Source organism: Candidatus Rhabdochlamydia sp. T3358, from assembly GCF_901000775.1.
GTDB lineage: Bacteria > Chlamydiota > Chlamydiia > Chlamydiales > Rhabdochlamydiaceae > Rhabdochlamydia.
Genome location: NZ_CAAJGQ010000015.1, coordinates 25,605 through 46,337 on the forward strand (window position 1 = coordinate 25,605; position 20,733 = coordinate 46,337).

Here is a 20,733-nt window from a genome sequence, read left to right on the forward strand (position 1 = left end):
GGATAGTTACCAGCTAGAAAACCCAAAACTGAGGTTGCTAGCAAAAAAGAGGGGAGTTTATAGAGGAGGAATAAGGTGTTTGAACAAATCTCAAATAGAAGAAATAAAAACTCGCGCATCCCAAGGTGAAAGCAAAGCCTCGATAGCGAAATCATTTCATCTTTCGAGGCAAGCAATCTACATATACCTAGCCAGAGATCTTAAGGAGCAGGAGCAGAAAAAATCATACGCAAATACATAAACGCCGAAAAATATGATGCATAAAAAAGAGTTCCTGGGCCAATCGCTCCGCTTTTGTATCTAAAAAAATGAAGGATTGGCATTAACATTAGGTTATAGAAAGCCATATAAGGAATGTCTTGAGGAATGTTGGTAACTAGAGGAATGCTTGATAAACACCAAAGCAGCCAAATAATTATCCCTCCTTTAAGAGGATAGTTTTTCCATTTTTGCCAAAGATAGCCCCTCCAACAAATCTCTCCTCCTAAAAACGAAATAAAAATTAGAGGAATAAATAAAACGTAGTAGGTAAAAAAATACAAAAATGCATCTTTAGCTCCTACAAAGCTCATTATTTCCATGTTTTTAAACCATACGCGAGTCAAAAACAATAAAGCACTAACAACTGCGCCTCCGAACAAAGCTAATGCAAAATAACGATCTATCTTTGTGAAAAAGAAAATCTTTATCTTTTCAACACGAGATCTCCAAATTCCAATAGTAGCCAGAACTAATGGAATAATCCAGGATAGCCATACAATGCGACCTTCGATCTCAGTGATTTTAAGAGCAAAGGAAAGAGGTATCATCAAAAGTAATAAAAAAAAATACAGAACTATTATTTTTATCCTCCACCCGCTATGCAAGCCCAATATCCTAATCTACACCCTAAAAGACAGGCTGCTACTTCGAAACTTTGTCCCCCCATGCATAATTTTACGCACGTCGCTTCAATTTCTTCACAATGGCCAGCAGAAGCCAAAGATAAGTTAGAGAGAGCGCTTAAGGCAACCGCTGTAATGGCTAGTCCAGAAGCATTTCTCAACATCTGTCTAGGAGATGCAATTGTTGGAAGGCATGAAGTCATTGATGATATAGATGATAAAATAGACATAAAGGATCCTCCTTTTTGGTTAGAAACCATATAAAATATTTTAGTTATAGAAAAGGATTTTTTTAGTTTAGGGAATGATTGATTCTGGAAATTTAGGAGATACATCTGTTGCTTGGCCTGAAGTATTTACCATAATCATAGAGATAGCACATCCCGATAAAAAAAATAATGCAGGGAAAAGAGTTAAAATAAGCTTGTTCATGTAGTTTTCTTTTGTAATTAGGAGTTACGCAGTTGCAAGTATTTAGGATGTTTCAAATAGGCTCTAACCGCTTCTCTAACGATTCTTAATTTAGCTTCAAACCAAGTAATGCCTACTCGAAAATAAAATCTTTCTATTCTTAAAAAAGCTCTTAAAGAAAAAAGAATGTGATTTTTTTGAGCTTTTCCAGTCCTAACTTGAGAGCGTTCAATACCGCAAAATTGTTTAATCCCTCTGTGATATTCTTCAATTTTCCAAGCTTTTTCCGAACAACTTAAACGCTGTAACTCGCTCATGTTAAGGTCATTTGTTGCCCAGTATTCAATGTCTCCTTTTTTAGAAACTATCTTGAATACTTTAACCCATCCATAAGCTTTTAAATGTACTAAAGATCCATTCTCTTTTATTTCAACTTTACTAATAGGCCTGTTCCCTTGATTATCTGGATTTACTAAACGCGTTGGGGTTAATCTTGTTATCCATAACCAGTCTAGATTTCTTACCTGTTTCAAATTCTCTAAACTAGCTTACCAGGAATCAAATACACATATTCAGGAGAAAAGCTTCTTTCTTTAGCCTTTAATATCATCTCTCGAAAATGATCATTCTTAGTTAAACCTGTTTTTGCCTTATCATAAACACGATAATCAATCGGTATAAGGCTGTCTCCGTCTGTCCAAATAAGACTTTGAAGGTTGATCTACTACCCTATGGTGCTTCCCGGACCATTGATAAGACACTAAATCCATTTTACTTGGCATAGGTTTATCTAGGGTCGAATCATCAATCACCAAGTATCCCTTACTTTTATCAACAAATTGAGAAGATTTTTGCCATAAAGATTCTGATGTGGGTTCTATTCTATGGAGCATTCTTAAAATAGCATCATGTGAAACCTTTTCATTAGGCTGCACTCGTGCTACTTCTGTACAGCTATAGGCTTTTTGTGTCGCGATTAAAAAATCAATGTAATCTTCTTCTTTGCACTTAGGTGGATTCATGCCAAGTAGATTAAAGTCTTTTTAGAATTTATTCAACTGCGTAACTTCTATCTGAATTCTACTAGTATTTAAGGCAAATTAGTATTGATAATGATTTATTAAGAACCACCATTCTATTAATGATAAGAAATTAAATATCAAAACACGAATAAAATTTTTCTTAATATTAATAATTAATATTTTAGTTTGAATAAATATCTCCTTTTTCTTATTTTAAAAGAAAAAGCGAGTACTTATGGCAGAACCTATCTCACCTTCCGGCCCTCAACCTATTCAACCTCAAAAGCCCACTCCTTCCTCTAAAAATGAGCAAGAAACTTTAGGAGTATGGCAAGCATTTCTTTCAAAAGGAGGAACCCCTGCTACCGAGGAACAAGCCAAGCTATTTATGAATGGTCTCTTAAAGTTTTTTAATACTTTGGTTGCCCAAGAAAGAGCCAGACTGTCTAAAGCAAACAAACACTTAAGAGATGTTATAGAAGGAAAGGAATAAAAGTCTCTTTTTTGCTATACTGCAGGGCATGTTTACTCATAAAAATTGTTTTACATCCTCTTTAGAAGAGTCCCATCTGCGGCTTGATGCTCTGTTATCTCTAAGATTTCCGGATAAATCGCGTAGTTATTTCCAATTTTTAATCAAGCAAGGCTATGTCCTTGTCAATGGTAAGGCGGTTAAAAAAAGAGAAAGGGCAAAACCTGGGGATGAAATTGAGATCTATTTTCAAATCACTCCTGAAATCGATTTAACCCCTGAATCCATCGATTTAGAGATCCTGTATGAAGATGAACATCTGATTGTCATCAATAAACCCGCTGGAATGGTTGTTCATCCAGCTCCTGGCCATTACAGAGGGACCTTTGTCAATGCTCTTTTGTTTCATTGCAAGCAGATAGACTCTGATGATCCCTTAAGACCTGGTATTGTGCATCGATTGGATAAAGATACTTCTGGGATCTTGATTGCTGCAAAAACACGAGCAGCACATACGGGTTTAATAGATTTATTTGCAAAACGAAAAATAGAAAAGACCTATTTAGCCATTTGTATAGGTACACCAAGAGAGGGTCTCATCGATGCGCCGATTGCCCGCCACCTTTCTCGTCGTAAAGAAATGACTATATGTATGCAAGGAAGAGCGTCTAAAACCATCTGCCAAGTTTTAGCTCAAAATAGTTCTCTTTCTTTTGTTAAACTAGAGCTTCTAACCGGTCGCACACACCAATTAAGAGTACATTTAAAACATATAGGGACCCCTATTTTAGGCGATGAAACTTATGGAAATTCTACTATTAATAAAAAATTTTCTACAAAAAGACAACTTTTACATGCCTATTTTATAAAATTTTTTCACCCTATTACTCAGCAAATTCTCTCGCTAACAGCTCCTATTCCAGAAGACTTAAGAGAAGCTATTGAACTAGTTGATTCTCAAAGAGAAAAAAAATCTATCTAGCTTAGAATTCTCTCTTTTCGTTATCATAAAGTGTAAAGTAAGTTTCCTTTTTTCTTCTCTTACTTATTTTCTGCGTTTCATATGAGGATCGAACTATGAAAGAGTTTGTTGAATACATCGTGAAGAACCTTGTTGATCTCCCCCAAGAAGTTCAAATTACTGAAATTATGGGCCAAAGCTCCTTGATTATCGAGATAGCTGTAGCAAAATCAGATATCGGAAAAATTATTGGTAAAAAAGGTAAAACGATTAATGCGATTCGAGATTTACTCAAATCTGTAGCAAGTCGCAATCAAATCCGTATTACCCTTGAAATCATTGAAGAAGATAAATAAAGCTAGCTTGGGCTAGATCATTCAATCAGTCTGGGAAGGCAAGGGGAAACCATAGCCTTTCTAGAATTGATTGCACCTGCAGGAAATTTCAGAACTGCAATGGGTAAAGTGCTTTTACTGTTTATCTCTTTTTTAGTAATAGAAAAGAAGCTTTCAGCAAAAATTTGCTCATATGCTTTCGCTGTATCTCCATAAAAGCAAACAGCCAAATCCCCTCTTACAAGAGCTGGGCAAGAGCGAAAAGCATTTAAAAAGCTTTTTAAATGTTCGATCGATTGCTCGGTAAAAGGAATCCAAACCCATAATTCATCTAAATGACTATCCTTAATTTCATTTCCTAAAAATAGATTATCTGCTCCTGCGATTGTACTAATCATTTGCAAATGTAAATCTACTTCTGGATGATCAGACCAATAATCAAACAACATTTTATACCACTGCTCTTGCAAGGTAGCAACATGCTTAGAAAAAGAAGGATAATTACGAGAAAATATTTTTGTCTGCCCTACTCGGGCACAGCCATTTTGTTCTTTCGTATCGACAAATATAGAAGACGGTTTGCCTTTAATACAAAGTCTGACGTTTTTTTCCACATTTTCTTCTTTAGCTTTATAGATTTTACAATAGATGGAATAGACATCACGGTTCTGTAAAATCCTCTTTGTTGCTAAAGAAACAAAGTTCTCCTCTGTATAAATATCATCAAAGATAATGACTTCTACCTCTTCTTTTAAGATAAGCGACTTTAGGCGATTAATGAGAGATGCCACGCACTCAATATCTCTTCGAGAAACTTTAGTTAGTAAATCAGTATCTTCAAAAATAGCATATAAAAAATGAAAGTATTCTATGATTTCTCGCGTAGAATCAATAAAGTATTTATTTTTTTGCTGGCAAGCGTTTTCCTTTTGCAATAATCGTTGCAAAATCCTTCGATCGCTAGCAGAATGCAAAGAGGAAAGTTTTTCTTTTATTTGGCTCTTGATTTGTTGTAGATTCATACCCCCAGTACCGTATTTGTCATTGATGGCAAAGCTTAACTCTGCACATAACACATTGCAAGATTGTGCATCTGCAATGACCGCTAAAGGCGCAGATAGGGTTTGTAGGTTGCTCTTATGATGATCTATCACACTAATCACTTCAAAGTAAGCTGGAATCTTTGTTTCTTCTCGATTACAAAAGTCCCTTAGAGAAACCGTACCAAGAATATTCTTATGTAAATCACTGGCATAAATCACTCCTAAAGGAATTACCTTCCCATTCGAATCAGCCATTGTTACTGTCAAATAGGGATAATTATTCATTTTACTACGAATCTCTTCTACTTCTGCTCGATAATTCACATGTTGAGGAACATACCCAAATACATGGGTTTTAATATCTAGAGCAACATCTAGTCTTTCTACAAAAGCACGAATACTTTGAATAGAGCGATCTAGACTCTTAATCATCTTTTCCAAAGCTAGAAAAATTCTAGGACGATTTTCGATTAAAAACCCAGAAGCATCAAAAAGAGAGGATTTGTTTAAGGAAGCAATTAATTCTAAGAATTGAGCAAACTCCAATAAACCATGAGTCTTCATAGCCTCTGCAAACTCTTGAAAAGTACAGCTTAAGCCTTTTTTTACACCAAGCACTTTATGAAGATAAGCACGTGCATGTTTCTTCTGCCCTTCTGTAAATTCTCGAGCAGGTTGACAATCTTCTATTTTTGTCATCAACACAGCATTAATGAATGCTGGTAAGTCTTTTAAAGAAAGATCTTTTTTAGCAAAAAGAGAAACCAATTTCACATGCAGATCATTTTCAAACCAACGCAGGCAATTATTTAATAGAATAATGACCTGTCTTACCCCTTCTACATCATAATGACGCCAATCTCCTAGATAATATCCTTGCTCATCGACAAGCACAATTGCATGAGGGCGATGTTCATGATCAAATAGAGAAATAGATTCTGTTGTTAATTGTCTTGTTAAAGAATTTTGAGTGACTAAATCAATTCCCGATAATGCCAGAGTGGTTCGATGCTTAGCTAAATGAACAAAAACTTTTTTACCAAGCATTTGATCAAATAAGACATCAATCTCCACTTGAAAGCTAGGTGGCCCTCCTGGAACATTCCATATATGTAATCCATTTCCTACCCTTGCTGCAAATGCGTCTACCCACCCCCAGAAAGAAGCAATTGCTGTATCTAGATCAGGCGAGCCATGCGCTGTTACAAAGTGTGAGCCTTCATATACCCTATCCATACCAATAGGAAAAAAAGATTGGTATTCCTCTCGTGGGATCCATTTACCTGCAATTTTTGCACGCATTACATAATTTTCATGGTTGCTAATACCAGAAAATTGGTTTAACCATAATTCAAAATGAAAAAAGGCATAGTTATCTAATAGGGTCAAAGCATTAATTGCTTCAATATAATCCAACACAGCAGGCAACAAAAAACAGGGGGCTTTTTCTTTATAGATAAGCTCGTAAAGAGTTAAATTGATCTGTTCACTTTTTTTGCGATCATTGAGTTTTTTAAATTCCACCGAACGAAATTTTCTTAAAATAGTGGCTAATTGATCGAACTTTCTAGGAGAATTTACAAAATCTCCCAGGTATTGCTGTTCTGATTTTTTAGACTTGGATCGAATCAGACTTTTGGAGTCGGATTTTTTTTTCATATCGATATTAACCATTAAAAATCAAATGGGCTGAGCAGGATTCGAACCTGCGACCACCCGCTTAGAAGGCGGGTGCTCTATCCGCTGAGCTATCAACCCAAAGTTTCTTGTAAAGATCTCTATCTTAGTTGATTTTAAAAGATTTGACAAGATGCAATATTAAAACCTTAAGTTTTTCTATAGAAAGAATGATTTCCAAAAGGCGAGACTCAAGCTACCAGGCTTATGTTTAAATTACAAGAGTTTTAAGGTTTACTCACATTCAGTAGGGTTAACTAACTCAATTGCTTCTATAAAATCCTGGCTTATTGTCTGGCTCTCAAAAATTTTTTCCTGTTTTTCAGTCAATTTGCGATATTCTTCAAAAGAACGAATGATATAAGGACGTACAAAAATGACAATATTGCGTTTTTCATCCGATTTAAGCGTTCTGCTAAACATGGCTCCAACTACAGGAAGCCCACCTAAGCAAGGCACCCCCGTTTTATGTTGTGATTTTGCATTGCGAATCATTCCGCTAACTATTAAAAAATGTTGATCGGGCACATGAGCATGCGTTGACATATTCGTTTTTGTCGTTCTAATTCCATTTGCAGTATTTTGTGTATGCATAACGTTCTGATCTAAACTTTCTGTAATTTCCTGATGAATTTCTAATGAAATAACTTCATCCTCACCTAAACGAGGTGTAATACTTAAACTCACTCCTATATCTCGATACTCCACATTTGCTGTTAGTTGCTGGCTTTGACCAACTGTCTGCACAACAGAGCCCGTAAAGGGAATGTTGTCCCCTACAAAAATAGTAGAGTTTTTGTTATCTTGAGTAATAATTTTCTGATTAAGCACAATTGTACTATTGCCATCCGTTTGCAAAGCAGACACTAAAGTACCTAAAGAAAGAAAGGATTTACCTTTATGCATGATGATATCGCCAATAACGCCTAGATTAAATCCAGGAGCTAGAGCAAGTTGCGATAGACTACTTGGAGGATTAGTAGGACTAATGCTTTGCATAGTATTAGCAAAAGATCCTGTTGAATGTGCAGGAGAAAAATTGCTCACTCCTAATCCCAATCTATTTTGGTGTTGAACTCCTGTTGACCATTGTAGACCAAAATCCATACCTTTTTTTGCATCTGTTTCAATAACCAATACTTCAATAAACACTTGACGTAGAGGTGTATCTAAACTATCGATTAATTTACGCAAACTATAAAGGGTTTCAGGATCACCAGAACAGAGTAGAGAATTTGTCGCTTTGACCCATTGCAGAGATTGAATGGCATTAACTAATTTAAGTGGAGCATTTGATTGATTGCGCATATCTACAGCAATCTTCTTTAACGATTGCTCTAGCTCCATTCCCGAGTGGTATTGCACTTTATATACAAAAAAATCATACCCTTCTTTTAAACTAGGTATCTGAGAAATAGAGTTAAAGGCCGTTAAGTCTGAAGCATCAAAAGAAACTTTATGATCACCGTCTTTTTGCTTATCATATCGTTTAATTACATGATAATCAGACTCTTTTTTTACAAAGAAGCCATGAAAATGCAACAATTCGAGCAATGCTTGTAATACTTGCGTGGAAGACATTGTTTTTCCCATACAAAGAGAAATCGCGAATCCTAAATCATTATTACTAAAAATAAAATTCTCTTCCGAGATTTTACTAACAAAACGAATAAATTCAATAATGGGAATGTCATTGAAATTGATAGAGTGCTGACCTTCGGTTTTCAAAAATGTTTCTTCCTTCTTTTCCTCAGAAAATAAAGAAGAATTACCCAATGAACACCCTATTAGGCCACTGCAACACAGAAAATATAATAGTTGTTTGATCTTTTTTGTCATAAAGCACGGTTTTAAACTTAAGTAGTATATGAATAGAGATGTTTTTAGAACAGAGAATTTCAAAGAAATCAAAAGAATTTTGATTTCTTCTTTTCAGAATAAATTAATTAGATCCAAAAAATAGTAAAAGAACTACACTTTCCGTGAAAAAAAATCTCCGTGAAAAAAAGGAACATTATGCTTATTGGTTTATCAGTACTTGGTGCAATGGGAAAAATGGGGAAAAACATTCTTGCTTTAGCAGCAAATCAATCTAACTATAAAGTAGTTATGGGGACATCAAGAAAGTGTTCAGAAAGACCTACACTACAAAAAATAGCGAATATGGATATTAACATGACAAGTTCTGCTAAACTAGCCATTCACGCTTCAGACATTACCATTGATGTCTCTTCCAAAGATACTATTCTTTATCACTTAGAGTATGCAAAGCAATCTCTTAAGCCTATTGTCATAGGGACAACCGGACATAGCATAGAAATACAAAAAAAAATCGAAGACACCGCCCAGTATATTCCTATATTCTATACTCCTAATTTCAGCCCAGGCATTGCTCTTTTATTACAGCTAGTTGAATTTATAAAAACGTCTGGTTTTTGTGAAAATTGTTGTGTTGATATTATTGAAACCCATCATATACATAAAAAAGATTTGCCTAGCGGCACAGCAATTGCCCTTGCTAAGGCTACAGACAAAGAGATTGCAGAAGATGCGACAACAAAAAACAAATCCTCCCAAGTTCGTATTCATGCTATACGCAGTGGTGAAGTGATAGGAGAACACCAAGTCATCTTCGAATATGGCAATGAACAAATAAAGTTAACCCATCAAGCGCACTCTCGCGATGTATTTGCACAAGGAGCTCTAGCGGCAGCTGCATTTCTAATCGATAAAAAACCGGGACTCTATTCTAATATAAATAATAGTTTAATTTAAGATTTTGATAGTTTTTCCTTGAAAACTTAAAATGTAAACTAAAAGAATCCAGGAAAAAATGCGTTTTTTACCCAGACACTTAACAGCTCGGATTCAATCTGCTGCAAAGCACTTTAAAGTTATTCTTCTTTTAGGCGCACGTCAAACGGGGAAAAGAACTCTCTTACACCATCTTCTACCCCAATCAAAAATTATTGTTTTTGACCCTATCCAAGATTTATATGAGGCTCGAACAGATCCTGATCGTTTTTTAGATTTGTTCCCACCACCCTTAGTTCTAGATGAAGTTCAATTTGCGCCTGAATTGCTTGCCGCTTTAAAGCGAAGAAATGGGCCAGTATTATTTAATAGGGTCTCAAAATTTTAGTGTTCTCAAATCAGCATCTGAAAGCATGGCAGGAAGAGTGGCTATTTTTCACCTAAACCCCTTTACTCCTTTAGAAATAGCAGGAATGGGTGATCAAGGATGGTTAAATGATTACTTGTTAAATCCTGAATCCTTTATGCATGCTCCTCATGAACTAATTCCTAATCTTCCTTCCTTAAATGAATTTCTTTTTAGAGGAACCTATCCAAGAGCAACAATGTTACCTATATCGGAATTAGAATCTTTTTTCCTTTCTTATATCCAAACCTACGTTGAGCGTGATGTACTCCTAATTGAGAATATTGAAAACTTAACCTTATTTGGTGATTTTTTTAGGCTCTCGGCTGTTTTAACAGCACAGGAAATCAATGCGTCTCATTTTAGGAAGAGAACTTGCACTTTCCTCACAAACAAGCCCGCAAATGGCTCAATTTGCCTCTACATCAGCAACTAATTGCTATCATTGGCGATCTCATTCAGGTGCTGAAGTAGATTTGATTTTAGAAAGAGATGGAGCTCTTTTTCCCATTGAAATTAAATGCAAATCTAAACCTAATAAAGCAGACGCCTCGTCCATACGCAAATTCTGCCAGACTTATCATTCATGCAGGGCATGAAACATATCTAATAGATCAAAAAACACTAGCTCTTTCTTGGAAAGCGCTTTAAATCTCACTAAAAAAAGCAGTATTTTTAGATTTAGTTTGCTTATAAAATATTTTAAAACTAATAATTGTCAGAGCAACCAAAAAGCTACAAGAGATTCCTTGTGATTATTTTTGGTAAGATCTAAAGATTTTTTGATCTATCTTTTATATTAGGAGAAAAATGGCATGAAAAATTTGTTAAAATTATTTGGTTTAAGTATTGTTTTATCTATTGCTGGCTTAAACGCTTTTGAAAACCCCTCTGAAAAAAATTATGTGGATGCAGAAGACATTACTTTTGAAGAAGGAAATATCTATTTACACTTAAAAAATGGTGATTTAAAGCCGGTAGCAGCTGTCTATTCAGATGAAAAAGGTGTCTATGTTTTGGATCAAGATGATGATTCAGATCAAAATGCAGAACCAGATGTTTTAAGCGTACAAGATAATCAAGATGAGTTAGACCAACCTACAGAACAAGCGATTCTCTATACACAAGATGCTCAAGAAGCATTAAATCAAAGCACAGAACAAGAAGCTGTGTGTACACAAGATAATCAGTTAAACCAACCTACGGAACAAGAAATTTTCTATACACAAGATAATCAAGATGCATTAGATCAAACTAGCAAAGAAGAAACGTTATGCGCACAAAATGCATATCGAGAGCTCGTGGCTGGCTATGAGTGTCCTAACTGTGGTCGCATTAATCCACGTTACAGAAAAACTTGCAAAGACTGTAACGCAATTATGATTCACTAAAACTCAAAAACCCCAGCTTTAACAATTAAATGCTGGGGTAATAAAAAAATCTTATGAAGAGACCTTTTTATCAGTTACAAATAAAAGCCCTGTTTCTTTGGTTTTTTCTAGCTGGGTTAGCTTTTTGTTTTTTTCCAAAAAAATCCCCTGTTGCTGAAAAAGAAAGCCTCTTAATGGAGGCCCTGTTGCAAAATATGATCTTTGAACAGGATTTTGGCTATACTTTATTTGGAGATAAACCTGTATCTTTAGCAGGATATTTTCTTAATCCTTCGTTTGACACTATTTTTTTTAGCAAAAGAGATTCCTTCTTTCCCATTGTTGAGGCTTGGTCTATATTAGAAAAAAACGTTCTTTGTCACTTGCAAGGAAACTATCTATTGCTTAAACAAGTAAATCTTACAAAAAATCTCCACACTTTTCAGGTAATTATCATAAATAAATCCAGTTTCTTACAAACAGTTACGGAGCATCTGGATCTATTCTGCGAGTTGCTTAGGGAAAAGATAGATCCAAAAGAATTATTAGATGAAGTGATTCTCAACCAAAAAAGTTTATGGGATATCCTTAAAGGCAACCAAGCTCTTTACGGAATTATTTTAGGATATGGGAAAAGAAACTCTTTAGCTTTTAAAAGAAGATGGGAATTGGGACATGTATTCAGCTATGCCATCCAAAACTCACAAAATACCCCTCCTTTCTGTCCAAGACCTTCAAAAGGATTTTCCTCATCAGAAGCAGAATATCGCTATTTTGAAGATCAACACAGTTTTTTTGATATACAAACCAGCCCTCTTTCTCCCCTTAATCCTCCTTGTTTTATGATCATGAAAGACAATGATACAGAAACAAAGTTACTTGCAAAAAAATATAAAAAGACCTTCAAGCGACTTATTGAGATTTATGCTGAAGGTGATTTTTGGTCTACCACTCTAAATCATCTAACGCAAAAAAATATTTCATGTAATTGATTAGCTTCCAAGTTGAACAAAACTCCTAATAACCGCATACTTGTCCATTATGAAAACAATTAAAATAAAGAACTTTTGCATTGGTAAAAATCAACCCTTAACAATCATTTGTGGACCTTGCGTAATTGAATCTGAAGATCATGCTCTCTTTTGTGCTGAACAATTGGTAAATATATTTAAAGGTTTTCCAGAGCTTAATTTTATTTTTAAATCAAGCTATGACAAAGCAAATCGCTCTGCTCATAGTTCTTTTCGAGGACCTGGAATACAAAAAGGTTTAGAAATTTTAGCAAAAATCCAACAAATATTCGATTTACCCGTTTTAACAGATATTCACTCTTCTGAAGAAGCCATTGAGGCTGCTAAGGTTGTTGAGATTATTCAAATCCCCGCTTTTCTTTGCCGTCAAACCGATTTGATTGTAGCCGCTGCTCAAACAGGAGCTATTTTGAATATTAAAAAGGGACAGTTTATGTCGCCTTGGGATATGCAAAATGTAATAAATAAAATTCTCATTTCTGGAAATGATCGGATTATTCTAACTGATCGAGGAACAAGCTTTGGATATAATAATCTTGTGAGCGATATGCGAGCTATTCCTATTATGCAAGAGATGGGTTATCCTACCTGTTACGATGCTTCCCACTCTGTACAACTTCCAGGAGGACTAGGAAATGCTTCTGGAGGACAACGTCAGTTTATCCCTCCTCTTGCGCAAGCTGCTATTGCCGCAGGTGCTAATTGCTTATTTATTGAAGCACACCCTAATCCTATAGAAGCTAAAAGCGATAAAGAATCCGTATTGGCTTTTGATATGCTGCCCAAACTTCTTAGCACGGTTTCCCAAATTTATGAAGTTGTTCAAAGGTGTGAACAATGTTAAAGCAAGCAACATCTACTGGATATGTGCTAATTGCAGTCGTAACATTTGTGTGGGGCTCTTTTTTCCTAAGAGTACGTCCTATAGATAAATCTAAGGTTCTTAACCTTTTAGAAAGACAAGTACAATCTAAGACGAGTTTTTTATCTGCCAATCAAAAGCGACTAAAAGTTACAAAAGATCTTTGGCTAGCCCAAGACGACAATAGTAGATTACACCATAGAATCAAAAGCAAATCGTCTTTACTTGTATTAAAGCCCCATGGGGGAAAATTAAAACTCATTGAAGAATTAGATCAGATTCATTGTTTGATGCAAGAGCGCGTTTATTATAATAATGAGCTTCCTATGCAACAAGTGCGTTTATTAGAAGCTAACTCTGGCGAATATCACTTTTCAGAAAAACAACTCCTATCTCAAGGGGTTAGCATCTCGGTGTATAAATTAAATACACACACCCTTCCTCAAGAAATACTCTTAACTTCGCCCATTTTTTCAGGAAATGCTGAGAATATATCCTTTACTACATCAGGTAAAACTCCTGTGTTTCAGGCAAAAGGATTTATAGCACACATGTATCCTAAGGATTAATAGATGCTTTATTTAACCGCTCTATTCCTTCTTACAGCTCCTCTTAATGTCCAAGATTGTGGCCTGGTTTCTTCTGAAAATGCTTCTTATGATGGACAAGATCTTATTCTCTCAGGACATGTTGTTATTGATCACATTTTAGGAAAAATGCAAGCCAGAAAAGCTCTTCTAAAAAGACAGGAAAAAACCAATTTCCCATTTAACCAGATTGAACTTAATCAAGAGGTTTTAATTCTTCTAAAAGAGCATGGACGAATAACAGCTGATCGAGCTGATTTTGACCTACAAAAAAACCAAGGCATTTTAAGCTCTAACCAAGAAAAAAATGTTACATACCAAGATATGATCTATGATAAAAGAGAGAAACTGATCCCTTTTACCATAGAAGGACGTAGTTTAGAACTTAAGTTATTATCAAAAGAAGAAAAGAATAAAGAATATCTAATCGATTCAATTTGTGCAGAACAAAATGTAGCTATTTCTTACGCAAACGCTTTTTTTCTAACAGCTGCAAAAGCTATCTATAACCAATTGGATCTAATCAATCAATGGAAAGGATGTATCTCAGCATATGGGCAAGATGCAAATAATAACTGCTGTCTGACTCATGAACAAGATGTAGTACATGCAAGACAAATTGATATAAATCTTATCGATTCTTGCCTGCAATTATTTTATGCTAAAGGGATATTGCAAAGCTTTTTGTTGCCCAAATCGGAAAAAAGTTCCCTTTATTTTTCTACAGACTCTCTTAACTGGAATGATCTAGAGAAAAAACTACTATTTAAAGGTCCTACTCAGATTGAAGAACAAGATCTTGGCATAATACATACGCAAGATGAATTAACCATCAAAAATTGCATGATTAATAATAAGATGGTTTTTCAAACCTTGGATGCAAAAGGTCATACAATTATGACTTATAAAGATCTACAAGGGCACAATCACCGTATAGAATCGCACGGAAGACTTTATATAGATCAAAATAAATTACAAGCATGGGTTGAAAGCCCTCAAGATCAAGATGGCAATATACAAAATCAATTACAATATGAAACAGAAGATCTTAATGTGTTTTCTGATAGCGCTCAATTAGATTATATCAATATAAACCAACATCTAAAACCCACATCGATAGTTCTAAAAGAACACGTTCGTCTACTTTCTAAGGGTCCTCATAAACCGGTCCAACTAGCAATTGCTGATAAAATGAGTTATTCTTTAGATACCCGTTCCATTATCTTATCTGCTCACCCTGGCAAAAAGGTACTTTTTTGGGATGCTTTACAAGAATTGAAGATTAGCGCACCTGAGGTGCACATAACCACAGATTGCTTGACGCAAGAAAAAGTCATTAAAGGAATTGGCAAAGTACAATTTGCCTTTAGCAAAGAAGAACAAACCCAATTCAATCAATACTTTCCACAACTTGTAGCTCATGACTAAATCAACCTCTTCTCTACAAATAAACATTGCCGATATTTCCTTTAAAAAACCGGCTGCTCCCATAAAGACACCTATCCTATTTGAAGCAAAAAACTTGAAGAAAAGCTATAGAAACAAAATTGTTGTTCATGACATTAGTTTACAAGTGGGTGTAGGTGAAGTAGTTGGGTTATTAGGACCTAATGGGGCTGGTAAAACTACAGCTTTTTATTTAATTACGGGGCTTATCAATCCCGATAGAGGTCAATTTTTTTTTAAAGGACAAGAAATCAGCCATCTTCTTATTCATCAGCGCGCTAAGATGGGCATGGGATATCTTTCTCAGGAACCCTCTGTATTCCGCCAACTCACAGTCGAAGAAAACTTGCTCTGTATTTTAGAAACATTACCTATAAAAGCCCAAGAGAGAACAAATCGTTTAAAAAATTTATTAGAAGAACTTCATCTAACTCCTTTAGCTAAAAAGAAAGCTTTGACCCTTTCTGGCGGAGAAAGAAGACGCCTGGAAATTACTAGAGCACTCATTACTCAGCCCTGTTTCTTATTATTAGACGAACCTTTTGCTAATATCGATCCCATTGCAGTACATGATGTAAAATTAATGATTCGACACCTTCAAAATAAAGGAATTAGTATATTGATTACAGATCATAATGCCCGGGAAATTTTTTCCATTGTAAATCGTAGCTACCTTATCCAAGAAGGCAGAGTATTGTTATCAGGGACAGTTGATGATTTATTAAAAAACAAGGAAGCACGAACAAACTATTTTGGAGAACATTTTAAGCTATAGTAGTCTACTTTTTTTGTATAATTAATATTTTATTAATGAGATTAATTTGTGGATTTTCTATAATTAGCTGATTTTAACGTATTCTTAAATAGATTCTAGGAGATTATATATGTCGCATGAACAAACACTTTCAATTATTAAGCCAGACGCCGTTGCGGATAATAAAATTGGTGAGATTTTTTCCTGTTTTGAAAAAGCTGGATTAGAAATTGTAGGGATTAAAATGCAACGTCTTACTGCAGAACAAGCAAAAGCTTTTTATGCCGTCCATGCTCATCGACCCTTTTTCCAGGAATTAATTCAGTTTATGACAGAAGGCCCTATCGTAGCATTTGTACTAGAAGGTGAAAATGCCATTAACCGTACACGCGAGCTCATGGGAGCCACAAATCCTAAAGAAGCTGCTCTTGGAACCATTCGAAGAGATTTTGGTGCTTCTATAGAACGCAATGCCATTCACGGCTCTGATACTTCAGAAAATGCAAAAACAGAGATCTCTTTCTTCTTTCAACCACAAGCAATTTTCATCCATTAATAAATATATAAAAGGGTTTTCCTTAAAAAAACCCTTAAATCTTAATTAATGATGGTGACCACCTCCGTGACCACCTCCGTGGTAATGGCCGCCTCCATGTCCATGATGATTATGCCAGTTATCCTCATTATCAAACCATATTCCATTATAATAACCGGGACCATTCCAATAATACCCCTCATCATCATCGTAGTAATAATACCCACCATCTGGTGGTGGTGGACCTACATTTACATCCACTCCACTCATTAGAGGGTTTATCCAAGCAAATAACATAAAAAGGAAACCAATAATTCGCATAATTACTCCTATATCGTTCTCATTTTAAACTGTAGAAAAAAAAGTAAATATTTTAAATAGTAAATATATGTTTTTTAGAGAAATTCTTATTCGTTTATAAAAAGCTCTTAGATTTTCAAATTGGACTGTTCACAAACCACCAACTGAGCGTACTTATAAATATTGATTAGGGCCTTTAAGCACAGAAAATGTTTTTACATTAAAAAAAATTATAAATAGAATACTTTTACGCAGAATAACTTTTAAAATAATAACACCCTATTAGAGAGGATCTTATGGCAACTATTATAAACAATTCTTCATCATCTTTTGACAAGCTTATTAATTACGTACTAACCGACTTTAATGATCCTATATTTAATGAACTCTCATCTAATTCGACCCCAAACACAACAGAACCACGAAAAAGTCAAGAAACACCTCCTAAAGGCAAAAAAAGGAAAATTATAAACTATTTTAATCAGCCTGTAGCTAAAAAAGCTCTTGTATTAAACCCAAGTTTATCTTTTCCAAAAAACAGTGTAACAATGCTTCCTAGTAAACTTATAAATACTATAAATAAAATTTATGAAAAAGTGAATGCATACTCATTAGAGAAAATACAAGCATTTTATGCTAATCAATTAAACGTAGATCTTCAAGAAATTAAAAGCATCTATTTAGCCGTTTCTATTCATTGCCCAACCGCCAATGAGTCCTCTGTAGCTATTAGAACATCTTTACCTGCAAAATATAGAGTAGTAATGGATCCTACATCCAAAGAAAAGCTTGTAAATACAATAAATCAAATTCATAAGAAAGCAATCGCATTATCCTTCGAGAAAATACAACTACACTATGCTAATCGACTAAATGTAGATCTTCAAGAAATTAAAAACATCTATTTAGCCGTTTCTACTCATTGCCCAACCGCCAACGAATCCTCTGTAATAAACGTCAAAGCATCTTTGCCCGCAAAATACAGAATAGTAGACCCTACATTCAAAAAAAATCTTGTAAATGCTATAAATCAAGCCTTTGATAAAATAAAAGCATCGCACTTAGAGAAAATACAAGCATTTTATGCTAATCAATTAAACGTAGATCTTCAAGAAATTAAAAGTATCTATTTAGCCATTTCTAATCATTGCCCAACCACTAATAAATCTTCTGTAATTACCAAAGCATCTTTACCTGCAAAATACAGAATAGTAATGAATCCTACATTCAAAGAAAATCTTGTAAATGCTATAAATCAAACCTTTGATAAAATAAAAGCATCACACTTAGAGAAAATACAAACATTCTACGCTAATAAATTAAATGTAGATCTTCAAGAGGTTAAAAATATCTATTTTTTTGTTTCTCCTTATGATTCAGCTATAGAAATAACCCCTCATAAATTAAAGCCTCTTGATTTAGAGTTAAAGGATTCCTCTATAGACAGGTTACTACTCTTCTCGCCTATAACAAAAAAAAATCTTGCAGATAATATAGCATACCTTTTTGATACAACAGATGTTTCCTTAGAAGAAATACAAAGATCGTATGCTAATCAATTCAAAATAGCTCTTCAAGACGTTAAAGATATCTATCTTGCTATTTCTACTCATTGTCCAAGTGTTAATACAGTCTCTAAAATAAAGATAGTTCAATGATCTAATATAAAGGTCACAGGTCCATCATTGATCAGATGTAGTTTCATATCTGCACCAAATATTCCTGTTTGTACAGGCAATAAGAGCTGCATCTGATCTACAAACTCTTCATATAGAGCTTTAGCAATTTCTGGAGAAGCTGCATGAAGAAAATTAGGCCTTCTACCAGATGTACAATCTGCATAGAGAGTAAATTGTGAGATGATTAGCAACTCTAGTTTCAGATCAATTAGAGAAAGATCCATCTTACCTTGAGCATTAGGAAACATCCTAAGCTGTGAGAGTTTTTTAATAAGGTATGGGATTTTCTTGTGTGTATCTTGATTGCTAATACCTAATAGGGCAACAGCGCCTTGGCCAATTGCTCCCACTTGCTTAAGATTCACAAAAACCTGTGCTTGTAAAACACGCTGAATCACAAGACGCATTATTGGATTCGTTTTTCTAATGCTTGTAATTGGTGTAGCATATGAGGAGGCAGCTCTGATCCAAATAAAGTAAAATAGCGATGCATCTCTTTGATCTCTTGACGCCACTGTGTAACATGAATAGCAAAGAGTTGCTCTAGTTGCTCAGAGGTAAGAGATAATCCAGAGACATCCAAAGAATCTTGCTTAGGAAGATTTCCAATAGCAGAAGTTTGAAAATTATCGCTTTGATCTACTCTTTCAAAAATCCATTTTAATACACGAATATTATCCCCAAATCCTGGCCAAATATATTTACCTTTATCATCTTTTAGAAACCAATTTACATGAAAAATCTTAGGCAGAGTTACATTGTTTTTTTCCATGCTTAGCCAATGTTTGAAGTAATCTGCCATGTTATAACCACAAAAAGGAAGCATAGCAAAAGGGTCATGGCGCAACTTCCCTATCTCTCCGCTAGCTGCTGCTGTCATTTCAGAAGACATACATGCTCCTAAAAAAACCCCGTGGGTCCAATCAAAAGCTTCATAGACCAAAGGCACGGTATTTGAGCGCCTACCACCAAAAATAATTGCAGAGATAGGAACTCCTTCTGGACTTTCCCAGTTAGGATCAATCACAGGACATTGCTTAGCAGCAACAGTAAAACGCGCATTGGGATGAGCCGCGAGATGCTTAGAATTAGGAGTCCAGGGATTCCCTTGCCAATCTGTTAATTGAGAAGGAGGTTGTTCCGTCATTCCCTCCCACCATACATCTTTGTCTTCTGTCAATGCAACATTTGTGAAAATGGTATCATGTGTAAGGGTATTCATTGCATTGGGATTAGAGGTCAAAGAAGTTCCAGGAGCAACTCCAAAAAAACCCGCTTCTGGATTAATCGCATAGAGCTTTTGATCTCTTATGTGTAACCAAGCAATATCATCTCCTACACATTCAATTTTCCAGTTGGGGAGACTGGGTAATAGCATAGATAAATTAGTTTTTCCACAAGAGCTAGGAAATGCAGCTGCAAAGTACTTTTTTACTCCCTCTGGATTAGTAATGGCAAGGATTAACATATGCTCTGCTAACCAACCTTCATCTCGGCCCATAACAGATGCAATGCGCAAAGCAAAGCTTTTCTTACCTAAAAGCGCATTACCGCCATATCCGCTTCCAAAGGACCAAATGCTGCGCTCTTCTGGAAAATGTACAATATACTTCTCATTAGAACAAGGCCATGGCACATCTTGTACATTATCTAAAAGAGGCATGCCTACCGAATGTAAACAAGGCACAAACTCTGCACTAGCTAATTTATCAAGAACCGTCCTGCCTACTCTTGTCATGATATGCATATTACATACTACATATTCTGAATCGGTAATTTGTATGCCCATTCGGCTAAAATCAGAGTCTATTGGACCCATGCTAAAAGGGATAACATACATGGTTCTGCCTTGCATAGAACCACGAAAACGAGCTTTTAATAGGAGCTTCATTTGCTCAGGATCTTTCCAATGATTAGTTGGACCCGCATCTTTTTCATGTAGAGAACAGATAAAAGTAGACTCTTCAACACGAGCAACATCGCTAATAGAAGAATGACACCAAAAGCTATGGGGGCGTTTTTCAGGATTTAATGGAACAAATAGTTTTTTTTCAGCAAGAATTTGAGAGAGATTGCGATATTCTTCTAAGCTACCATCACATATATAGATCTGTTTTGGCTGGCAAAGCTCTTTAATCTCCTCAACCCAATGAATCAGTTTTTGATTGCCTGTCCAATTTTGTGTAAAATTAGACATAGCTTGT

At 35.2% G+C, this 20,733-nt stretch carries 24 protein-coding genes, 1 tRNA gene and 1 pseudogene; 16 read left to right on the forward strand and 10 right to left on the reverse strand.

Annotated elements, in window-relative coordinates:
* The first annotated feature begins 79 nt into the window (after positions 1-79).
* The gene (locus RHTP_RS09130; protein ID WP_171005735.1) at positions 80-241 is read left to right on the forward strand and encodes a helix-turn-helix domain-containing protein; all 162 of its coding nucleotides are present in this window, start codon (positions 80-82) and stop codon (positions 239-241) included.
* On the opposite strand, the gene RHTP_RS04540 is transcribed toward RHTP_RS09130, so the two are convergent.
* The 4 genes and pseudogenes from RHTP_RS04540 to RHTP_RS04550 form a co-directional block, all read right to left on the reverse strand.
* Positions 201-809: a CPBP family glutamic-type intramembrane protease gene (locus tag RHTP_RS04540; RefSeq protein ID WP_138106942.1), complete on the reverse strand. Its 609-nt coding sequence runs from the start codon at positions 807-809 to the stop codon at positions 201-203. The genes RHTP_RS09130 and RHTP_RS04540 overlap by 41 nt on opposite strands.
* Before the next feature lie 35 nt (positions 810-844).
* Positions 845-1,114: a hypothetical protein gene (locus tag RHTP_RS04545; protein ID WP_138106943.1), complete on the reverse strand. Its 270-nt coding sequence runs from the start codon at positions 1,112-1,114 to the stop codon at positions 845-847.
* Between the two features lie 67 nt (positions 1,115-1,181).
* On the reverse strand, positions 1,182-1,316 hold the full coding sequence (locus RHTP_RS09055) for a hypothetical protein (RefSeq protein WP_256360130.1): 135 nt from the start codon (positions 1,314-1,316) through the stop codon (positions 1,182-1,184).
* 17 nt (positions 1,317-1,333) lie between these two features.
* Positions 1,334-2,317: pseudogene (locus RHTP_RS04550) on the reverse strand (IS701 family transposase).
* 235 nt (positions 2,318-2,552) lie between these two features.
* Here RHTP_RS04550 and RHTP_RS04555 point away from each other — a divergent pair.
* The 3 genes from RHTP_RS04555 (at position 2,553) to RHTP_RS04565 (ending at position 4,106) form a co-directional block, all read left to right on the forward strand.
* Positions 2,553-2,810, forward strand: coding sequence for a hypothetical protein (locus tag RHTP_RS04555; protein WP_138106944.1), 258 nt, complete (start codon positions 2,553-2,555; stop codon positions 2,808-2,810).
* Between the two features lie 28 nt (positions 2,811-2,838).
* Positions 2,839-3,771 carry an RluA family pseudouridine synthase gene (locus tag RHTP_RS04560; RefSeq protein WP_138106945.1) on the forward strand — a complete coding sequence of 311 codons (933 nt, stop codon included), beginning with the start codon at positions 2,839-2,841 and terminating at the stop codon, positions 3,769-3,771.
* Between the two features lie 95 nt (positions 3,772-3,866).
* Entirely contained in the window at positions 3,867-4,106 is a 240-nt protein-coding gene (locus RHTP_RS04565) for a KH domain-containing protein (RefSeq protein WP_138106946.1), read from the forward strand.
* Between the two features lie 17 nt (positions 4,107-4,123).
* On the opposite strand, the gene RHTP_RS04570 is transcribed toward RHTP_RS04565, so the two are convergent.
* The 3 genes from RHTP_RS04570 to RHTP_RS04580 form a co-directional block, all read right to left on the reverse strand.
* A complete protein-coding gene (locus RHTP_RS04570) occupies positions 4,124-6,787 on the reverse strand; it encodes a hypothetical protein (protein ID WP_138106947.1) in 2,664 nt (887 codons plus the stop codon).
* 26 nt (positions 6,788-6,813) lie between these two features.
* Positions 6,814-6,886: transfer RNA gene (locus RHTP_RS04575), tRNA-Arg, on the reverse strand.
* 153 nt (positions 6,887-7,039) lie between these two features.
* Positions 7,040-8,533, reverse strand: coding sequence for a secretin GspD/PilQ domain-containing protein (locus RHTP_RS04580; RefSeq protein ID WP_171005736.1), 1,494 nt, complete (start codon positions 8,531-8,533; stop codon positions 7,040-7,042).
* A gap of 288 nt (positions 8,534-8,821) precedes the next feature.
* Here RHTP_RS04580 and dapB point away from each other — a divergent pair, with 288 nt between their 5' ends.
* From dapB to ndk, 11 genes are all read left to right on the forward strand, one after another.
* A complete protein-coding gene (gene dapB, locus RHTP_RS04585) occupies positions 8,822-9,580 on the forward strand; it encodes a 4-hydroxy-tetrahydrodipicolinate reductase (RefSeq protein ID WP_138106949.1) in 759 nt (252 codons plus the stop codon).
* A 58-nt stretch (positions 9,581-9,638) separates the two neighbouring features.
* Entirely contained in the window at positions 9,639-9,947 is a 309-nt protein-coding gene (locus RHTP_RS04590; RefSeq protein ID WP_138106950.1) for an AAA family ATPase, read from the forward strand.
* Positions 9,910-10,401: a DUF8612 domain-containing protein gene (locus RHTP_RS08805; protein WP_171005737.1), complete on the forward strand. Its 492-nt coding sequence runs from the start codon at positions 9,910-9,912 to the stop codon at positions 10,399-10,401. Before RHTP_RS04590 ends, RHTP_RS08805 begins: the two co-directional genes overlap by 38 nt.
* Positions 10,370-10,564 (forward strand): DUF4143 domain-containing protein, encoded by a 195-nt coding sequence (locus RHTP_RS09135; RefSeq protein ID WP_171005738.1) that lies wholly within the window; start codon positions 10,370-10,372, stop codon positions 10,562-10,564. The genes RHTP_RS08805 and RHTP_RS09135 overlap by 32 nt, the downstream gene beginning before the upstream one ends.
* A 216-nt stretch (positions 10,565-10,780) precedes the next feature.
* Entirely contained in the window at positions 10,781-11,356 is a 576-nt protein-coding gene (locus RHTP_RS04600) for a hypothetical protein (RefSeq protein WP_138106952.1), read from the forward strand.
* 53 nt (positions 11,357-11,409) lie between these two features.
* On the forward strand, positions 11,410-12,327 hold the full coding sequence (locus tag RHTP_RS04605) for a hypothetical protein (RefSeq protein ID WP_138106953.1): 918 nt from the start codon (positions 11,410-11,412) through the stop codon (positions 12,325-12,327).
* A gap of 46 nt (positions 12,328-12,373) precedes the next feature.
* The gene (kdsA, locus tag RHTP_RS04610) at positions 12,374-13,210 is read left to right on the forward strand and encodes a 3-deoxy-8-phosphooctulonate synthase (RefSeq protein WP_502705347.1); all 837 of its coding nucleotides are present in this window, start codon (positions 12,374-12,376) and stop codon (positions 13,208-13,210) included.
* The gene (locus RHTP_RS04615; protein WP_138106955.1) at positions 13,204-13,797 is read left to right on the forward strand and encodes a hypothetical protein; all 594 of its coding nucleotides are present in this window, start codon (positions 13,204-13,206) and stop codon (positions 13,795-13,797) included. Before kdsA ends, RHTP_RS04615 begins: the two co-directional genes overlap by 7 nt.
* Positions 13,798-13,800: 3 nt before the next feature.
* Positions 13,801-15,243: a hypothetical protein gene (locus tag RHTP_RS04620; RefSeq protein WP_138106956.1), complete on the forward strand. Its 1,443-nt coding sequence runs from the start codon at positions 13,801-13,803 to the stop codon at positions 15,241-15,243.
* A gap of 61 nt (positions 15,244-15,304) precedes the next feature.
* Positions 15,305-16,036, forward strand: a complete 732-nt coding sequence (gene lptB / locus RHTP_RS04625) for an LPS export ABC transporter ATP-binding protein (protein ID WP_138106982.1) — start codon at positions 15,305-15,307, stop codon at positions 16,034-16,036.
* A 109-nt stretch (positions 16,037-16,145) separates the two neighbouring features.
* Complete coding sequence (ndk, locus tag RHTP_RS04630; protein ID WP_138106957.1) at positions 16,146-16,571, forward strand: nucleoside-diphosphate kinase; 426 nt, start codon at positions 16,146-16,148, stop codon at positions 16,569-16,571.
* A gap of 45 nt (positions 16,572-16,616) precedes the next feature.
* Here the strand turns inward: ndk and RHTP_RS04635 are convergent, their stop codons facing one another.
* Positions 16,617-16,871, reverse strand: a complete 255-nt coding sequence (locus RHTP_RS04635; protein WP_138106958.1) for a hypothetical protein — start codon at positions 16,869-16,871, stop codon at positions 16,617-16,619.
* 275 nt (positions 16,872-17,146) lie between these two features.
* On the opposite strand from RHTP_RS04635, the gene RHTP_RS04640 reads away from it, so the two are divergent.
* On the forward strand, positions 17,147-18,508 hold the full coding sequence (locus RHTP_RS04640) for a hypothetical protein (RefSeq protein WP_138106959.1): 1,362 nt from the start codon (positions 17,147-17,149) through the stop codon (positions 18,506-18,508).
* On the opposite strand, the gene dtd is transcribed toward RHTP_RS04640, so the two are convergent.
* Positions 18,502-18,936: a D-aminoacyl-tRNA deacylase gene (gene dtd / locus RHTP_RS04645; RefSeq protein ID WP_138106960.1), complete on the reverse strand. Its 435-nt coding sequence runs from the start codon at positions 18,934-18,936 to the stop codon at positions 18,502-18,504. The genes RHTP_RS04640 and dtd overlap by 7 nt on opposite strands.
* On the reverse strand, positions 18,936-20,726 hold the full coding sequence (locus RHTP_RS04650) for a phosphoenolpyruvate carboxykinase (GTP) (protein WP_138106961.1): 1,791 nt from the start codon (positions 20,724-20,726) through the stop codon (positions 18,936-18,938). Before RHTP_RS04650 ends, dtd begins: the two co-directional genes overlap by 1 nt.
* Positions 20,727-20,733 lie beyond the last annotated feature (7 nt).

Coding starts and splice junctions, on each gene's coding strand:
- RHTP_RS04615 (WP_138106955.1), top strand. CDS start 13,204: ATGTTAAAGCAAGCAACATCTACTGGATATGTGCTAATTGCAGTCGTA.
- RHTP_RS04555 (WP_138106944.1), top strand. CDS start 2,553: ATGGCAGAACCTATCTCACCTTCCGGCCCTCAACCTATTCAACCTCAA.
- RHTP_RS09135 (WP_171005738.1), top strand. CDS start 10,370: ATGGCTCAATTTGCCTCTACATCAGCAACTAATTGCTATCATTGGCGA.
- RHTP_RS04620 (WP_138106956.1), top strand. CDS start 13,801: ATGCTTTATTTAACCGCTCTATTCCTTCTTACAGCTCCTCTTAATGTC.
- RHTP_RS04560 (WP_138106945.1), top strand. CDS start 2,839: ATGTTTACTCATAAAAATTGTTTTACATCCTCTTTAGAAGAGTCCCAT.
- RHTP_RS04635 (WP_138106958.1), bottom strand. CDS start 16,871: ATGCGAATTATTGGTTTCCTTTTTATGTTATTTGCTTGGATAAACCCT.
- ndk (WP_138106957.1), top strand. CDS start 16,146: ATGTCGCATGAACAAACACTTTCAATTATTAAGCCAGACGCCGTTGCG.
- dapB (WP_138106949.1), top strand. CDS start 8,822: ATGCTTATTGGTTTATCAGTACTTGGTGCAATGGGAAAAATGGGGAAA.
- RHTP_RS04590 (WP_138106950.1), top strand. CDS start 9,639: ATGCGTTTTTTACCCAGACACTTAACAGCTCGGATTCAATCTGCTGCA.
- RHTP_RS04600 (WP_138106952.1), top strand. CDS start 10,781: ATGAAAAATTTGTTAAAATTATTTGGTTTAAGTATTGTTTTATCTATT.
- RHTP_RS04570 (WP_138106947.1), bottom strand. CDS start 6,787: ATGAAAAAAAAATCCGACTCCAAAAGTCTGATTCGATCCAAGTCTAAA.
- RHTP_RS04565 (WP_138106946.1), top strand. CDS start 3,867: ATGAAAGAGTTTGTTGAATACATCGTGAAGAACCTTGTTGATCTCCCC.
- RHTP_RS04650 (WP_138106961.1), bottom strand. CDS start 20,726: ATGTCTAATTTTACACAAAATTGGACAGGCAATCAAAAACTGATTCAT.
- RHTP_RS08805 (WP_171005737.1), top strand. CDS start 9,910: ATGGGCCAGTATTATTTAATAGGGTCTCAAAATTTTAGTGTTCTCAAA.
- RHTP_RS04640 (WP_138106959.1), top strand. CDS start 17,147: ATGGCAACTATTATAAACAATTCTTCATCATCTTTTGACAAGCTTATT.
- RHTP_RS04605 (WP_138106953.1), top strand. CDS start 11,410: ATGAAGAGACCTTTTTATCAGTTACAAATAAAAGCCCTGTTTCTTTGG.
- RHTP_RS04540 (WP_138106942.1), bottom strand. CDS start 809: ATGATACCTCTTTCCTTTGCTCTTAAAATCACTGAGATCGAAGGTCGC.
- RHTP_RS09055 (WP_256360130.1), bottom strand. CDS start 1,316: ATGAACAAGCTTATTTTAACTCTTTTCCCTGCATTATTTTTTTTATCG.
- RHTP_RS04545 (WP_138106943.1), bottom strand. CDS start 1,114: ATGTCTATTTTATCATCTATATCATCAATGACTTCATGCCTTCCAACA.
- dtd (WP_138106960.1), bottom strand. CDS start 18,936: ATGCGTCTTGTGATTCAGCGTGTTTTACAAGCACAGGTTTTTGTGAAT.